This window comes from Chryseobacterium sp. NFX27, assembly GCF_049887855.1.
In the GTDB taxonomy this organism is placed as follows: Bacteria; Bacteroidota; Bacteroidia; order Flavobacteriales; family Weeksellaceae; genus Chryseobacterium.
In genome coordinates this window covers 74,294-90,218 of sequence record NZ_JAGEKK010000006.1, presented here as the reverse complement: position 1 = coordinate 90,218, position 15,925 = coordinate 74,294, and the positions used below count along the sequence as shown (strand labels likewise).

The 15,925-nt window shown below is 35.6% G+C and carries 16 protein-coding genes; all 16 read right to left on the bottom strand.

The genetic code is table 11. The annotated features are described in order from the left end of the window. Position 1: 1 nt before the first annotated feature. The 16 genes from asnB to J4Q03_RS08475 all read right to left on the bottom strand — a co-directional run bounded on the left by asnB (position 2) and on the right by J4Q03_RS08475 (position 15,897). A complete protein-coding gene (asnB, locus tag J4Q03_RS08550; RefSeq protein WP_426047775.1) occupies positions 2-1,804 on the bottom strand; it encodes an asparagine synthase (glutamine-hydrolyzing) in 1,803 nt (600 codons plus the stop codon). A gap of 3 nt (positions 1,805-1,807) precedes the next feature. Beyond that, positions 1,808-2,722 (bottom strand): glycosyltransferase family 2 protein, encoded by a 915-nt coding sequence (locus J4Q03_RS08545; RefSeq protein ID WP_426047774.1) that lies wholly within the window; start codon positions 2,720-2,722, stop codon positions 1,808-1,810. Continuing rightward, positions 2,716-3,483 (bottom strand): class I SAM-dependent methyltransferase, encoded by a 768-nt coding sequence (locus J4Q03_RS08540; protein ID WP_426047773.1) that lies wholly within the window; start codon positions 3,481-3,483, stop codon positions 2,716-2,718. Before J4Q03_RS08540 ends, J4Q03_RS08545 begins: the two co-directional genes overlap by 7 nt. 15 nt (positions 3,484-3,498) lie before the next feature. After that, entirely contained in the window at positions 3,499-5,091 is a 1,593-nt protein-coding gene (locus J4Q03_RS08535; RefSeq protein ID WP_426047772.1) for a hypothetical protein, read from the bottom strand. 6 nt (positions 5,092-5,097) lie between these two features. Continuing rightward, on the bottom strand, positions 5,098-5,886 hold the full coding sequence (locus J4Q03_RS08530) for a class I SAM-dependent methyltransferase (protein WP_426047771.1): 789 nt from the start codon (positions 5,884-5,886) through the stop codon (positions 5,098-5,100). Positions 5,887-5,936: 50 nt separating this feature from the next. Further along, positions 5,937-6,863: a glycosyltransferase family 2 protein gene (locus tag J4Q03_RS08525; RefSeq protein WP_426047770.1), complete on the bottom strand. Its 927-nt coding sequence runs from the start codon at positions 6,861-6,863 to the stop codon at positions 5,937-5,939. 33 nt (positions 6,864-6,896) lie between these two features. Continuing rightward, positions 6,897-7,817, bottom strand: coding sequence for a glycosyltransferase family 2 protein (locus J4Q03_RS08520; protein WP_426047769.1), 921 nt, complete (start codon positions 7,815-7,817; stop codon positions 6,897-6,899). 9 nt (positions 7,818-7,826) lie between these two features. Beyond that, positions 7,827-8,495, bottom strand: a complete 669-nt coding sequence (locus J4Q03_RS08515) for an NAD-dependent epimerase/dehydratase family protein (RefSeq protein WP_426047768.1) — start codon at positions 8,493-8,495, stop codon at positions 7,827-7,829. Positions 8,496-8,571: 76 nt separating this feature from the next. Continuing rightward, positions 8,572-9,498 carry a glycosyltransferase gene (locus J4Q03_RS08510; RefSeq protein ID WP_426047767.1) on the bottom strand — a complete coding sequence of 309 codons (927 nt, stop codon included), beginning with the start codon at positions 9,496-9,498 and terminating at the stop codon, positions 8,572-8,574. Between the two features lie 14 nt (positions 9,499-9,512). Then, entirely contained in the window at positions 9,513-10,379 is an 867-nt protein-coding gene (locus tag J4Q03_RS08505) for a glycosyltransferase family 2 protein (protein ID WP_426047766.1), read from the bottom strand. Then, positions 10,379-11,233: a glycosyltransferase family 2 protein gene (locus J4Q03_RS08500; protein WP_426047765.1), complete on the bottom strand. Its 855-nt coding sequence runs from the start codon at positions 11,231-11,233 to the stop codon at positions 10,379-10,381. Before J4Q03_RS08500 ends, J4Q03_RS08505 begins: the two co-directional genes overlap by 1 nt. Before the next feature lie 2 nt (positions 11,234-11,235). Beyond that, on the bottom strand, positions 11,236-12,348 hold the full coding sequence (locus J4Q03_RS08495; RefSeq protein ID WP_426047764.1) for a glycoside hydrolase family 99-like domain-containing protein: 1,113 nt from the start codon (positions 12,346-12,348) through the stop codon (positions 11,236-11,238). A 3-nt stretch (positions 12,349-12,351) separates the two neighbouring features. Continuing rightward, entirely contained in the window at positions 12,352-12,966 is a 615-nt protein-coding gene (locus tag J4Q03_RS08490; protein ID WP_426047763.1) for a DapH/DapD/GlmU-related protein, read from the bottom strand. A 10-nt stretch (positions 12,967-12,976) separates the two neighbouring features. Then, positions 12,977-14,128, bottom strand: coding sequence for a dTDP-4-amino-4,6-dideoxygalactose transaminase (gene rffA, locus J4Q03_RS08485; RefSeq protein ID WP_426047762.1), 1,152 nt, complete (start codon positions 14,126-14,128; stop codon positions 12,977-12,979). Next, on the bottom strand, positions 14,125-15,264 hold the full coding sequence (locus J4Q03_RS08480; RefSeq protein WP_426047761.1) for an acyltransferase family protein: 1,140 nt from the start codon (positions 15,262-15,264) through the stop codon (positions 14,125-14,127). Before J4Q03_RS08480 ends, rffA begins: the two co-directional genes overlap by 4 nt. Then, positions 15,265-15,897: an acetyltransferase gene (locus J4Q03_RS08475; protein ID WP_426047760.1), complete on the bottom strand. Its 633-nt coding sequence runs from the start codon at positions 15,895-15,897 to the stop codon at positions 15,265-15,267. Positions 15,898-15,925 lie beyond the last annotated feature (28 nt).

Sequence of the window (15,925 nt, the reverse complement as noted above, 5' to 3'; positions counted from 1 at the left end):
ATTACTGTAAATGTTTTTTATTATTTTGAAACCAGAGCGCTAAAATCAGCAGGCTCCAATGCTGGTGGTGCTGATTCAGTTTTTTCTGTACTTCGTTAAAATCTAAAAACTCAAAAATATAGCTGTTTTTATTTTCTAGAAGGTCTTTACTTAAATCCTGAAGTTCCTGTTCTTTGAACCATTCTTTTACAGAAGCCCCGAAGCCGTTCTTTTTACGGACTGCAATTTCTTCTGTCCAGGCTTGGGAATAGGCCTTTCTCAATATGATTTTATCTTCCGTTGAATTCACTTTGTATTGCCATGGCATCTGGATGCAGAATTCCGCAAAATCGATATCCAGAAAAGGAATTCGTACTTCCACAGAATTGTACATAGAGGTTCTGTCACCTTTCAGGAGCATATTGGCAGGGACATACTTTTCCAGATCGATCCGCATGAGATCATTGAAGTCTTCATTCGATGGTTTAAAACTAAAGTCCTGTCCGGGAATGTCATCGCTGATTCCCAGTTGTCTGATTTCGGAAACAGAGAAATGATTTCTTACTTTATTCTGATGATAATCTAAGGTATCGGTAAATTCAGCTCTGAGACGTCTTTCGGAACCCATATCCCTGAATTTGCCGGCCAGAAGAATCATCTTTGAAAGATATCCCGGATAATAGCCTTTTTGGGAAAGATTGATGTTGTATTTATAAAAAGAATAGCCTCCAAACAGCTCATCACCTACATCTCCTGAGAGGATGACCTTCAGATCTTTTGCCGCTTCTTTGAAAATAAGATGGGTAGGGAGCAGGGAAGAGTCCATCAATGGCTCGTCCATGTACGAATAGACTTCCTGTAAAGTTTCAGAAATCTTCTGTTTCTTATCTAAAAGGATATGATGGTCTGTTTTATATTTATCTGCAATAGCCTGTGCATACGGCATCTCGTTAAGATCTCCACTTTCGTAACCGTACACCAATGTTTTTATATTTTCTTTATATTTTGAAGCAACGGCAACAATGGTACTGGAATCCAGTCCTCCTGAAAGAAAAGAACCTACGGGAACATCGGCTACCATTTGTTTCTTTATCGCATTATCTAAAAGATATTTAAATTTTTCAATACTCTCATCCATGCTCAGTTTGGACGTTTCAGCAGGAATGGTCCAGTAAGGTTTTATATCTATTTTTCCTGCTTTATATACCAGAGTATGGGCAGGTTTAAGATTGAAAATATTTTTATAAATTGTCTTATGGGGATGGATGTAGCCGTTTTTTAAATAATAGGCGATCTGTGCTTTATCAATTTCAGGTTTTATTAATCCTGATGCGAGAATAGCTTTAATTTCGGAAGCAAAAATAAACTCACCGTTTTTACCAACAGCATAATAGAAGGGTTTCTCTCCGAAACGGTCTCTTGCACAGAACAGCTCCTGCTTTTCTTCGTCCCAAACTGCAAAAGCGAACATTCCGGGCAGATCATGGATCAGTTTTTTTTCTTTTTTCTGATACATGGCAAGCACCACTTCGGTATCTGAACTTCCGTGGTAAGAATAATCAGCATACTGATCTTTTATAGCCTGATAGCCATAAATTTCGCCATTCAGAACGATGCATTCCTTTTTTGTACTGGAAAACATGGGTTGTTTTCCGTTTTCAGAAAGATCTATAATCGAAAGTCGGCGGTGGCCTAAAGCCGCATTGTCATAAAACTCATGATGTGAAGAATCCGGGCCACGATAGGCGATGGCATCTGTCATCCTTTGAATTTCATTTTGATAGTTTCTGGCATTATGGGTTATAATTCCGGCTATTCCGCACATAGCTTATATTTTTTTAAATTTTTTGATTCTTTTTTGCAAATCATGTTTTATTTTAATTGCATAAAGTGCTCTGAAAAAGTTTCTTTGATTAATATAAATTTTAGTGAAATTTATATTAATATCAAAACCGTTTCTCCATATAATTTCACGGTATTTCTTTAATAGTAATTCGATGAAATTTTCAGGAAATATTGTATAATAATTTTTAATAATATGCTCACAGAATAAGTAAGTAGCCAATTGCTTATCTCTCGTAGAGTTGTCCATTCCTGAAATACTCTCGCTTGAAATTCTTACTCCTACTTTTGCATCGTGTATAAACAAAAAATCCTTCAGATCTGAAAACTCAAGGATGGCCAGATCATCGGAATGCCATGCCAAAGGAAATTTTTTAAATCTATATTTCTGATAGATTTCTTTACTGAAAATATTTTCTGATAAACTATTGGGAAACTGGCTGCTTATTTTTTTAACTAAAAAATCTTTTGAAGAAACAATATTCTCCATATGAGTAGGATTTCTTGTCTGAGATCCATTTTCATCTATAATATATTGTGAGAATTTCACTAAAGAAATTTTATTTTCCTGAATTTTTCCCAGATTTTTATAAAACATTTCCACTACATTATTTTCCAATATATCGTCGTCTCCCAGTATCATTATCCATTCCTCATCTTTTGCTTCATCAACGACTCTTTCCCACTGTAAAGCCAGATTTTTACCTCCCAGATTTTCTTTATAAATAAAATATTTATAATGGGTATTTTTTAGTATTTGATGGATAAGATCTTCCGGATCTTCCGGACTAGCATCATTCCCTATATATACATTAAATCTTTTATCGGTTTGTGCTTCAATAGATTTCAATGTTTCCGAAAAAAACTTTTTTTTATAATATGGAACTATAATGGCTAACATGTAAAAAATGATTTAAATGTATCAAAAGAAATTAAATTCAGGCTTTCTTTTCTATGCTTGTCAAAAGTATAATATTCAAAAAAATTATTTTCAATTTTATTAGAAGGACCAAAGTTTACTTTTCTTGAAATAACCCCAACACCCCAGTCTGTATCAATACAACAAGAATAGAGGTTTTCTCTTTTCCTGTTTTTGACAAATGCTTTCCATGTTGTACCATTCCAAAGAGTTGAAGCCGGGGATAAAATATAATCATAATTTTCTGAAGCATGAAATTCAGTAGGAGGGTTACAGTCGTGCATCACAATAAATCCATCTTCTTTAAGGTAATCTAAAGAGTTTTGTATGTCTTTTTCCACTTGTTCTGCAAGATGAGAGCCATCAATGAAAATAACATCAAATTTTATATCACTTGTAAGGGCCTTACCGCTTTTCAACATTTCAAAAAATTCATCACTGGTAACTTTAAAATCTACACTGTTTGCAGCATTTTCATAACCAGGGTCAACACTATATTTTTTCTGAGAGGAAATTTTATTAAAGTTATCATTTGGGTTTCTTACACCTATTTCCAAATAGACAGTTGGTGTAGTAAATTGTTGTAAAAGAAAACTAATGATATCTGTTCTTAAAGGAGTTTTTTCGATTTCCTCAACAAACTTCTGCTTAGCATGAATGTGATATTTATTATTAAGATATCTATTGGCTAATTCTAATTTTCTAAGTTGATATTTTATAGCATTTACTCCAGGTATTTTCATAATTTTAGTGTTTAATTATTTTAATTGAGAGGGAAGGTATAAGGTAAATCTGCCTGTTTTTATCACTTTATAGTGTTCAGGATGATTTACGAATTTTAAAGGTACGAATTCTTTCGGGCTGAAAGGATAGTCGTTACTTTCAATATAGATATAATCATCCGGAGTTTTATTCAGCTTTTTAATGATATAATGCATATAATCTTTTAAGGGAAAGTAATAATAGATAGGAGGGTTGGCATCCAGAATATACAGATATCCTATCAAATGATTGCTTGAGTAAATTACATTAGACTGATTCTGCAGGTATGGACGTAAATCTTCTAGGTCTTTTTTCCTTTGTTTATCCAGATAGAGATCATATCCGTTTACTTTTACTTTTTCTGTCTGTTCTGTAAATATAAAGTCTTTCCACCCTTTTATATGAAGGGTATCAGGAAAGGCAATAATCATCAGGGACACAGCTACAAGATAACCCGACATCCAGAGAATATTCTTATACAATCTTATTAAGCATATAAATACAAGAAGGAAATAGTAATATTTATAGACGGGAAGACGCAAATGAAACCATGTTTGAGAGCCAAACGCCAGGCAGTAAGGGATAATTAAAATTAGAATAATCAGATATTTATTTTCTTTGGATTCTGTTTTGCTGGCCCAAAATCTTACAGCAAGCAGATGGGCGAAAAGAATAAAAGAAAAAATATACCAGGAACTTGAGAATATAAACAATCCTAGAGTGATCATCCCAATAACTGCTAAGACTTTATCTAAAACTTTAACGGAGCTCTCAGAGAATTTTGATCTCCATAATATGAAAAGCGTTATTACGGCTGGTAAAATTCCATTCAGGAAAAGATAAATACACCAAAACACCATAAAAGTTTTGGAGTGCTGTTTCTTATGAAAGCCAAGATAATCCTTCAGGAATCTGAACTGATCAATAAAATTATCTAAAGTATCAAGGAAAGTGAAATAGATAAGAATTCCCAGTATAAGACCTGTTAAAAACCACATAATATTAGCTTTCCACCGCTTGGGATCACATAAAATGATAAAAGCAAATATGGGAGCTAAAACAATACTATGGGAATTGCCGTTGAACAGGACAAAGGCTAATACAAAACCGCCTAAAACCTGAACGATTTGTCTTTTGGTGATCAATGAGATCAATATCAATGAAACTCCGGTGTTCACTAATATAGTATTTCCAATATACTGATGAATAATAAGATTACTGATACTCCAGCTTTCAAACCCAATAAGAATACCTAGAAGGCTTAAAATAAAAATATTGTTTTTTAAATTAAGGTATTTAAAGACCGAAAAGCAAAGTAAAAAATTACTCAGCACCAGGGTTGTGATAGAAATAATTCTGAAATGATAAACATTAGGAGTATACAGAAACCTGAATATCCTGAAAAAGTTGGTTCTGTCAAAACTTAAACTCTCCCCCTTATTTTTGTAATAGGACAGATAATAGGCTTCGTCATTAAAAATAAACCCCTTGTCAAGGTTGGCGTAGGTAAGATATGCCAGCAGTAAAGATCCAATTATAAATACAAAATAAATTGATATTTTAACTGGATTTTGGAGTAGATTGTTCATGGCATATTATTTTTTACATTCAAAAATAAATGCAGAAGCAATATTTTTACTCATCGGGTGATACTGTAAAATCACATCCAGAAATTTAATAGGGAAGGTAAGGCACATCACAATGATCAGTAAGATATTGTGAAGAGGTTTTATCCCGAAAGAGAACAGCATGACAATCCATTCCTGTAAAGGCCATAGCATCCCTCCTGTAGGGCTTATGGAATGTATTTTAAGGTCTTTAAAAGCACTGAACTGTACTTTGATCCCTTCATAAGTATATCTTTGGAAATCATAAGGAGAGGCATGAAAAGCCTGCATAAAAGGAATTTCGCATAAGAGTTCTCCACCCGGCTTCAAAACCCTGTAGATCTCTGCAATAACAGCCTGCGGATCAGGAACATGTTCCAGGACAGCAATATTAATGATCTGATCTATAGAATTATCTTTAAAAGGCAGTTTGGTAATATCGCAAACGACATTCACTGGATTGTATGGAATAAGATCAACATTGATGATATCATCCCTAAGGTCTGTATATCCGCTTCCGAGATTGACAACAATCTTATCGGTATTTTTGGTTTTTTTAAGAACTCTTCTTAAGAAAAAATATCTCGAAGGATATAATGGAGCGATGATATAAATGAGAAGCTCATATAACCATACATATTTTTTGAAAAATGTTTTGATCTTGTCTAAAGAATCAGAAACAATGTCTTCATCGAATTCAAGAAATACAAATTTCCCGTTTTTGTATTCATAATTAAACTTAGCGGTATCAATAATTGATTCTATTTTGTCTTTCATCTGTGTATTTAACGTTTAAAGGGTATGTAATATTGGGAGATACTGAAATTTTAGGTATTGACTGTTTTTTCGATGATGGTATACGGCCTGTTTCTCACCTCGTTATAAATTCTGTAAATATATTCTCCTATAATTCCTAAGCTGATCAGCAGGATAGAATTGAAGAAAAGAATAATAATGATAATTGTGGTATAACCGGCTACTTCAATCTCATTTGTAAAATATCTTATAATCGTAAAAAGGCTGAATAATATAGAGATCAGTAAACCTACATTTCCGAGTATACTAATGATCTGTAGAGGCAGGGATGAAAAGGAAAAAATACCGTCTTTAGCAATTTTTATAAGCTTTTTTAATGAATATCCGGATTCTCCTTCTATTCTTGCGCTTCTGTCATATTCCAGACCGATTTGCTTAAAGCCGACCCAGGCTCTTATTCCTCTCAGATAAGGGTTCTGTTCATTAAGGGTTAGCATTTTATCTTTTACATTCTTTGTCATTACGCAGAAATCACCAGAATCTAAAGGAATTTTGGTCTCACTTATAGAATCAAGCAGTCTGTAAAATCCGGTATATGCCATTTTTTTTAGCCTGCTTTCTTTTCTTTTTCTTCTGACACCATAGGCAACTTCGTACCCTAAATCAAGTTGGGCAAAAAAACGGGGAAGCAGGGACGGAGGATCCTGTAAATCATCATCAATAATAGCAATATAATCGCCGGTAGCATAATGGAGACCTGTTTTTACAGCAATCTGATGGCCGAAATTTCTTGAAAGTTTAATTCCTTTGATATAAGGATATCTCCCGGCAAGCTCTTCCACCACTTCGAAACTGTTATCCGGGCTTCCATCTTCCACCAGAACAACTTCCAAATCCCAGCCGGACTCCTTTTTTTGGGTGTCAACGGCTTCTAAAGTTTTGTGAAGGAATTGGGCCGAACGATAAACCGGTATTACGAGGGTTATTTTTCGATTCATTGTGTTAATAAAGTTTAAAAATACATAAAATAATTATATTTTTAAAAACGTAGGTCCTTCCTGGCTTACCTCTGTTCTTATTTTACTCAGAATATCAGCCTCTGCGGATATCTTTTTATATTTCTCCACCAGCTGTTTCGAAATCCTAAGTTTACCCGATGCCGAATTTTTAAAGATACTTTGAAGCAAGGCTTTTTTTTCTGACTTCAGGGCATCCGGAAGGTTAGGGTTGATGATCTTTGTTTCCAGACTGAGATCTTTATACCGGGTATAATCTACTTTACCTAGAGACTGTTTACCGTCATGGACTACCTTACTGCCCGGAACAAGAATTATTTTCTTTCTGTGGAAATGAAGTCTGTTAACATATTCATTATCTTCACCGTAATGAAAGAAATAAGGATTGAAGCCTCCTACAGTTTCTATCGTTTTTTTTGGTAGCAGCCAGTGTGCGGCATTGACAAAACTGATCTCATAATAAGGTTTCAGTGTCTGAAAATACAGATCAGATATCAGTCTTGTTTTCTCATAGTTATGAGCAATATATTTATCTAAGAATATATCAAGCTTCTTTTCGGTTCCGTCTATGTGAATAGGGCTTATAATGCCTATTTCCTCTTTATTGGGATGAGAATGATAAACTTCCAGCAGTTTTTCCATGCTGTCTTCATATAGCCATGCGTCCTGATTCATCAGATAAAAGAAATCAGCACCTTTTTTGTAGGCGGTTTCTATACCTAAATTATTGGCTTTTCCAAACCCAAGATTCTGTTCAGACTGTATAAAATGAACTTCCGGGAAATGGTTTTTAATATATTCCTGAGTTCCGTCCGAAGATCCGTTGTCTATGGCGATACACTGTACCGGAAGTGAGGAATGCTTTAAACTGGTAAAGCATCTTTCGGCCCATTTCATGGCATTGTACGTAACAATAATAACGTGAATACTAAGCATGGCGGTTTTCTAAATATACTTTCGGGTTATGGATTCCAGATAGTCTCCAGGATTTATTCCTGAGAAAAATATCTTTGTATCTTCATCAAAATCTACTTGATAAAAGTCACCTTCATCGATCTCCGAGTAACAGGCTGTGTTACCAGTTTCTGTCTCAATAGCTTTAATAATTTCTTTCAGATCATAATAATAGGGAAAGGCAAAGCTGAACGTTTTATTATTCAGGGTTAAACAGTGAGAGTCTAAAAATTTTGAAATGTCTTCAATATCTACAAGCAGCCTTCTGGCCTTAAGATGCAGTGAGAACTCTTTTTTAGCTGCAATCTGTGCCTTGAGAAAATTAAAAAGCGTATTGGGATTTCCTCCTTTACCTACAATATTTCCTATTCTTAAAATAAGAAAGCTTCCGGCATTGTTTTCAATATAAGTTTCGATGGCCTTTTTGTGAATTACATAGGGGCTGTCCTGCTTGGATTGGTCATAAATGCTTAGTGTAGAAAAATAGACCAGTTTTTTTTCTTTATTTTCATCATGTACAGCTTTTAAAAGAGAAAGCTCTCTTTCAAATTCTGAGGTCCTTGTTTCCAGCGAGTTTGAAACGCCGGAAGCAAAGAAAATGGTGTCATTTCTGTCATAAGATTTTACAGCATTGGCTATAATACCATTTCCGATAATCATACGTTGGTTTTTTTCATTAGGTGTTTTATATAAGGGGAACAGAATTTCATATCTATATCTTGTAAATCAGTGGTTTTTATTTTAAAAAATCAAAGATATGAAAATAGTATTTCATTTTTATTTGGGTTATAAAACGATCCGGAAAAGGGATTTGTTTAAGATATTCTCTGTATTGGGTGTGGCAGTAATTGACGTATCCGGTATTCAAATCTGTATTTAAATGTAATCCGGAGACTACTTGTTTTACGAAAGGATATCTTTTGAATAATACAAAAATATTGTCGCGGGTCAACGGTTTTTTCTCTTCAGCAGTGAATTTTGAGACCGTATTAAAACCGATATTCTGTTTAGGATGAATTCTGTATTCTCCCAGAACAGAATCTTCTATCCAAAGAGAATTTTTGTCAGCAGCAATAAGAAGAAGCTCGTAATCGTGAATGATCGTCTCATTGACTCTTTTCAGGGGCAGGTGTTTTTTTAGAAAGATATTCCGGACAGCCATACTCATTCCGGGAAATACATTACCCTGATATAATAATCTTTTAAGTATTCCTTGCGAACCTTTACAATGTTCAGGGTTAAAGTTTTCAATATCCCAGTAATTCAGGCTTTCCTGACCGTTCATCGTTTCACCGAAAAGCTTAATATTATGACATACTGCATGAATATCATTATGATTTTCAAAGACTCTGTTGATCACTTCGGTTTTATTGCTGTACCAGCGGTCGTCCTGGTCACACAAGAGTACAATGTCACCGGAACATAAGCTCATGGCTTTTTCAAAATTCCGCACATATCCCAGGTTTTCTTGGTTTTGGTGGATCATGATCATCTCCGGATACTGTTCTGCATAACGGGAAAGTATTTCTAATGTACGGTCTGTAGAACCGTCATCACAGATTACAATTTCAGAAACCGGTAAGGTCTGGCTCAGAATACTGTCCAGCTGTTCGGCAATATAAACTTCGCCATTATAGGTGCATAGTGCTACAGATGAGGTCATAATATCTGGATTTCTCAGTTTTTTTTCTGAAAAAGGCTGTAATAATATCTTTTCAGGGCAAGATATCCGGAAACTACCTTACCGCCGGTTGCTTTTTTAAACTCGTGCTTCAGCTCTGAAAGCTGGGTCATATGGAAATCAATCATATAATAGGCAAGCCTGTCGTGAAGGTCATCTCCATATAATTTCTTTAATATGGGAAGAAGGTCTATTCTTTGGCGCAGGACTTTGTAGGCATCAGAGGATAAGCTTTTTTTATCATCTTCTTTCCGGTAATGGGCCAGTGGCTCATCAATCAGAAGTACATCAGGATTATTTTTCGTGATATACATCCACATCAGCCAGTCTTCATGAATGCTTAAAGAAGTGTCAAATGCAAACCCTTCCAGAAGTTTTCTTGCAATTAAAGCACAGTGAATGGGAATCGTAAATTTAAGGTTCCACCCGAATACAATATTTTCGAAGGTTGCAAAATCTTTTTCAATGCGGTTGTATCCAGGATAATGGTTTTTGTTCCTGTAAATAGTGAACTGGCTTATGATCAGCGGATATTTTTCACCGTCAGAAAGGCTTTTTGCAAACTTTTCACGGTGTAAAGTATCATCAGAATCAAGAAACTGTATATAATCTCCAGAAGCCTGTTGAAGTCCCGCATTCCGGGCAGAGGAAATTCCACCGTTTTCTTTACTGATATACTGAAAACGGGAATCTTTTTCGGTCCAATTTCTGATAATTTCTTCGGTGTTGTCGGTGGATCCGTCATTCACAATAATACACTCCCAGTCCGTGAAAGTCTGATCCATTAAGGATTGCAGGCATTCATCAAGATAATCAGCCTGATTGTAGCAGGGAACGATTACGGAAATTGCTGTATTGTTCATCACAGGTATTTATAAAATTTACACAGACCCAGCTTGTTTCCCAGTTTTACCCATCGGGAATTTTTGATTTCTCTTTTCAGATTTGTATTGTGGGTGGTTTCCTTAATATACTGCCCCATCCGGACATAGTTGTCTAAAAAAAGTTCTTCAATATTAATATTTCTTCGTTCAGCCATTTTTATAAGCGCAACCCAATGCCAATAAGCTGCCTGATTTTCACTTTTATTGGATATTCCGCCGCCATGTACTCTGTAAAGATAAAGATCTTCATCTATGTATTTTACCGGAGCAGCCTCACACATCTTCATGTACCAGTCTTTATCTTCGGCCATTTTCAGATAAGTATCAATGCCTGATGTCTTATTATAAATGGATTTTTTAAACGTGGCAAAATGGGAGATCTCTGCATGAAAGTTCAAATATTTCTCATCCAATCCGGTAATCTGAGTTCCCTTATGGATTCTTATCTGATTCAGATGATCATCGCAGAAAATGAAATTGGAATAGACCAAACCCACATCCGGATTTTCTGAATGGGTTTTAAATACAATTTCCAGTGCGTTACTGGTCAAAGCATCATCAGGATCCAAAAATCCACAGATTTCAGAACTGCTTAGTTCCACCAGTTTTCTTTTTGTGTAGCCCACGCCCTTATTAGACTCATTGGCATGAATTTTAAAACGGGAATCATCTTTAGTTATATTCCTGATGAGTTCAAGAGAATTGTCCTTGGAGGTGTCGTCCAGAATAACAGCCTCCCAATCTGTAAAAGTCTGAGCAACAAGACTGTCAAAGCATTCTTTGAAGAAATGTCCATTATTATAATTGGCGATTAAAACACTTATTTTGCTCATCCTTATTTTTCTTTTGATAATACCTTTTTCAGAGCTTCCAGATAACCGAATCCGTGTTTGCGGTCCGGTTCCAGGATATTTCCTTCTGCCCATTCATTCCAGGATTTTACCACCAGAAATTTTTCAGTATAATTTTTATCTTTCAGAAAAGAGGATGCTTTTTCAACTTGTTTTTCAAAAAGTTCAGGACTGTTATTTCCTAAAATAATTCCACGGGTACCACTCCTCGGGGTATTATCCCAATTGGGAAGAATGCATGGAAATGTATCAACATCTGTTTCCTCAAAATGAAGATCATTAACTACATCCGGTGTATTCTGAATATCAACAGGCTTTTGAAAATCAGTTGTTTTAAGTCCTAAAAGGCCCTTGATTCTGTTGCTATAATACTGTTTTGCAGAGATATAAGGCTTTTTATTCATATGAGGCCGCCATGCCCTCATAAAAGCGTTTGATATTTTTGCCTGATATCCTAATTTCTGATACCCATGACTGTCTTCTGTTTTATTACTAGCCATTAAATAGAGACCATCAAAACCGTTTTCTTTCGCCAGACTCCTGAATTTCTCAAGATATTCCGGAGCTTTTTCTTGGATGTGCATCGGGTCATAGACTACCAATACAGGTTTGTTGTCTACTTTAATGTAGCGGGAATCCTTAAAGAAAGGCAGCAGATATTTAAAATGGGCTTCCAAATCTTCATCAGAATATATTTGCTCTGCCAACACTTTATCTTTTAAGCCGTGCCAGATTCCAGACCACGTTTCGTTGGCCCAGCAGAAACAGAATGGAAAGTCCGGTTTTCCGGATTCCAGTACTTCATTGGCAATGCGTTCAAGCAGCTGTACTCCGTTTCCAAACCAGTAATGATAATAAATAAAGCCGTGTACCCCATAATCGCGTGCCATCTGGGCCTGCTGTTCTCTCACTTCAGGAACGCGCAGATCATAATATCCCAGATCTGCAGGGCAGATAGGCTGTTCATGCCCTTCAAATAAAGGTTTCGCCTTTCCTACATTAGTCCATTCCGTAAATCCTTTTCCCCACCATTCATCATTTTCAGGAATGGGATGGTACTGGGGAAGATAGAATGCAAGCGTTTTTATTTGTTTCATAAATTATTTTTCTAGTGTTTTTATCAGTCTGGCAGGTATTCCTGCTATAACAGAGTTCTTTGGAAAGCTTTTGTTAACAACGGAATTGGCGCCTATAATAGAGTTTTCGCCAATCGTAACTCCGGGTAGTATGCAGACCCCTTCTCCGATCCAAACATTGTCTTCTATGATCACCGGACCTTTGGAAGACAGAGGTCTTTCGGCAGGAAACTTATCCAGGTCTTCGGCGCTGATATTCCCATGATAATGGTCCGAAATATATATCCTGCTGGCCATAAGCACATTATTGCCAATGCTGATCTTATCAATAGCTCCGATGTGAACATCAGAATTAAAATTCACATTATTTCCGATATGAATCTCCGGCTGGAAAGATTTTCCGTAAAAATTATCCCATGCCTCAAGTCTCAGATTGAATAATGAGCTGAAATTATCACCGATGCTTATATATTGGGGATTTTTGATCCAAAATGTTTCAGGAAAACCTGACTGCTTTCCGAAAGCTTTGAAATTGGCTTTTGCCCAACTGTTATTCTGCTGCTGTTTATATTTTTTATAAGCTTCGGAATGCAAAATTCCGAATAAAAATTTAATAATATGTTTTTTTATAAAGCTCATATTTTTCCGTCTACTTTTCCAGTGATGAATAATACTCATGAATCAGGCTGTTGATATTCTTTTGTTCTGCTTCTTCAAGTTCATAATAGAAAGGAAGCCTCAGCAGACAGTCTGTAAAATGATCTGAATTCGGAATATCAATAGGAGAATTATCTTTTAAAAAGAAATCGCTTTTATTCAGACTCAGATAATGAAATACAGGGTGAATTTCTTTTGTTTTTAAAAACTGGATGAGGTTGGATCTTTCTTCATAGCTTCTGCAGATGATAAAGAACATATGGGCATTATTGGTCGCAAAAGCCGGTATTTCAGGCAGCGTTATAAATCCTTTTTCCTGTAACGGCTGCAGGCTGCTGTAATATTCGTTCCAGATTCTGATTCTTTTTTCCTGGATGGTACCCAGGTTTTCAAGCTGTGCATACAAAAATGCAGAAAGTATTTCGGAAGGAAGAAAGGATGATCCCAGATCTACCCAGCCATATTTATTAACTTCTCCTCTGAAAAATGCACTTCTGTTGGTTCCTTTTTCACGGATGATCTCAGCACGTACATTGTACTCTGGATTATTGATCACGAGCATTCCTCCTTCTCCACAGATGATATTCTTGGTTTCATGAAACGAGAAAGCAGCGAAATCTCCAATGGATCCCAATGCTTTTTTGGTGCCGTCGGAAAAAGTATAATAGCTGTCAATGGCCTGTGCAGCATCTTCCACGACAAAGAGGCTGTGTTTTTTAGCCAGAGCCATAATTTTTTCCATATCACAGGCAACACCTGCATAATGTACGGGAACGATGACTTTTGTCTTTTCGGTAATATGTTTTTCTATTTCTTCAGGATCTATATTGGGATTGTCGGAATATGAATCCACAAAAACGATTCGGGCACCACGCAAAACGAAAGCATTGGCGGATGAAACAAAGGTATAGCTGGGAACAATCACTTCATCTCCAGGCTGGATATCACATAAAATAGCGGCCATTTCCAATGCATCGGTACATGATGTGGTAAGCAGCACTTTTTGAAAGCCAAATTTTTCTTCAAAAAAGGTGTGGCATTTCTTTGTGAAAATTCCATCGCCGGAAATTTTACCGCTTTTTACCGCTTCTTCAATATATTTAAGTTCATTTCCTACTATAAATGGCTTATTAAATGGGATCATAGTGTTTTAAATTTTGAATCTTTAATTTTTATAAATCTTTTTTCAATATATGTGAAAGAAATATAACTGATAAAAACAGTTAAAGCTGGAATACCAATATATATTCCGATATTAAATACAAATATATTATTATAAAATGCTAATATCTTATAAAAAACAGGGAATAGCAAAAACATCACGAAAGGATGGTACATATAAATTCCATAAGAGATGTTTCCCAGATAGGAAAAATATTTGCTTTTAAAGGTAATTGGGTTTGACTGGTTGATGCTGACCAGTATCAATAGCAGAAATACAAATCCCAAAATAATATTCTGAACATAGAGTGTGAATACCGGAGCAGCAATTAGAAATCCTATTAATAAAAGTACGGCTATATAAATGGATTTGCTTTTTGTATATTGTGTGATAGCCCCGGAATATTCCGAATAAAAATAACCTCCTAATGCACCAATCGCCATAAATTCGAACGGAATGACCGCAGCCAGTGTGCCTAATAGAGAATTGGGGAATTGAAGATTGGTTATAATAAAGGCAATTAAAATAGATCCAAAAACTGCAGCTATTAATTTTCGGGTAATAAAAGAAACGATAATGGGCCAGACTATATAAAATTGTTCCTCCACGCCCACGGACCAGGACTGGGATGCTCCTACAATTACTTTTCCCGCATATAAAGCAAAATTAGGAAGAAATAAAGCATAAAGTAATATCGCTTTTAAATCATAATTTGAAGGATCTATGATTCGATTATAATATGAAGGTGTTATTGAAAATATCTGAAAGGAATTTACTAAAGCAGGAATGAGAAGAAAAGAAATTAAAATGATAATATAGTACAATGGCCATATTCTGAATATTCTTCTGAGATAGAATTTTTTAAAATCTATGCGGCTGTTTTTCTTTTTTTCTGATAATAAAAGATACGTGATCAGAAAACCACTAAGTACAAAGAAAAGATGAACACCGTTTTTGCCTAAATGCTCAATGAAATATGCCGTATATTTTGAGCCAAACAAGGAATCCATTTTGTCCCGGTGTTTGAAAAGCTCAATGTGGTGCAGGATAACAGCGAAAGCGGCAATTGCCCTTAATTCATTTAATCCACCAAAAAAAATATGCTTTTTTGAATCCATTTATCGTATAAATTTAACAGGATTTCCTACATACAGCCCCGGTTCATTAATATCTTTAATAACCACGCCTCCGCCACCGATCTGGGTTTTGGCAGCCATTGTAAGATTATCTATAATGGTGGAATTAATACCTATAATGCACTGTTCTTTTATGTTTACAAATCCTGCAATCGCAACGGACGGAGACAGAAAAGAATGTTTTCCGATGACCGTATCATGCGCTACGGTACAGGAAATATTCATGAGCACATTATCTTCGATCTTAACATTCTGGTCAATAATGCAGCCGGGATATATTACTGATCCCTGCCCGATAGACGCAGACTGATCCGTGTAACAGGAAGAGTGGATAAAAGTATGAAACGGGACTTTTCCTTCAAGGTTCTGAAACAGTTCTTTTTTGGCATCAAGATGCTTATAGCCGATAGCGATCAGAACAGCATCAAATTCATTTTGCTGATATTTAGGTATTACATCATTATTACCTCCAATAACAGGAATATGGTCAATAAGAGTATTGAGTGGCTGAAATTCATCAAAGAATGCAACCACCTTATCGCTGGAGTCATGATGAATATGATAGGCAATCTGCTGTCCCAAATGTCCGGATCCGATAATGGCGATTCGTTTCATGATTTTTATAAAATTATTCTGTGCTTTA

What these genes read in the sequence shown, in the direction of transcription:
- asnB (WP_426047775.1), bottom strand. Translation starts at nt 1,804, where the DNA reads ATGTGCGGAATAGCCGGAATTATAACCCATAATGCCAGAAACTATCAA.
- J4Q03_RS08545 (WP_426047774.1), bottom strand. Translation starts at nt 2,722, where the DNA reads ATGTTAGCCATTATAGTTCCATATTATAAAAAAAAGTTTTTTTCGGAA.
- J4Q03_RS08540 (WP_426047773.1), bottom strand. Translation starts at nt 3,483, where the DNA reads ATGAAAATACCTGGAGTAAATGCTATAAAATATCAACTTAGAAAATTA.
- J4Q03_RS08535 (WP_426047772.1), bottom strand. Translation starts at nt 5,091, where the DNA reads ATGAACAATCTACTCCAAAATCCAGTTAAAATATCAATTTATTTTGTA.
- J4Q03_RS08530 (WP_426047771.1), bottom strand. Translation starts at nt 5,886, where the DNA reads ATGAAAGACAAAATAGAATCAATTATTGATACCGCTAAGTTTAATTAT.
- J4Q03_RS08525 (WP_426047770.1), bottom strand. Translation starts at nt 6,863, where the DNA reads ATGAATCGAAAAATAACCCTCGTAATACCGGTTTATCGTTCGGCCCAA.
- J4Q03_RS08520 (WP_426047769.1), bottom strand. Translation starts at nt 7,817, where the DNA reads ATGCTTAGTATTCACGTTATTATTGTTACGTACAATGCCATGAAATGG.
- J4Q03_RS08515 (WP_426047768.1), bottom strand. Translation starts at nt 8,495, where the DNA reads ATGATTATCGGAAATGGTATTATAGCCAATGCTGTAAAATCTTATGAC.
- J4Q03_RS08510 (WP_426047767.1), bottom strand. Translation starts at nt 9,498, where the DNA reads ATGACCTCATCTGTAGCACTATGCACCTATAATGGCGAAGTTTATATT.
- J4Q03_RS08505 (WP_426047766.1), bottom strand. Translation starts at nt 10,379, where the DNA reads ATGAACAATACAGCAATTTCCGTAATCGTTCCCTGCTACAATCAGGCT.
- J4Q03_RS08500 (WP_426047765.1), bottom strand. Translation starts at nt 11,233, where the DNA reads ATGAGCAAAATAAGTGTTTTAATCGCCAATTATAATAATGGACATTTC.
- J4Q03_RS08495 (WP_426047764.1), bottom strand. Translation starts at nt 12,348, where the DNA reads ATGAAACAAATAAAAACGCTTGCATTCTATCTTCCCCAGTACCATCCC.
- J4Q03_RS08490 (WP_426047763.1), bottom strand. Translation starts at nt 12,966, where the DNA reads ATGAGCTTTATAAAAAAACATATTATTAAATTTTTATTCGGAATTTTG.
- rffA (WP_426047762.1), bottom strand. Translation starts at nt 14,128, where the DNA reads ATGATCCCATTTAATAAGCCATTTATAGTAGGAAATGAACTTAAATAT.
- J4Q03_RS08480 (WP_426047761.1), bottom strand. Translation starts at nt 15,264, where the DNA reads ATGGATTCAAAAAAGCATATTTTTTTTGGTGGATTAAATGAATTAAGG.
- J4Q03_RS08475 (WP_426047760.1), bottom strand. Translation starts at nt 15,897, where the DNA reads ATGAAACGAATCGCCATTATCGGATCCGGACATTTGGGACAGCAGATT.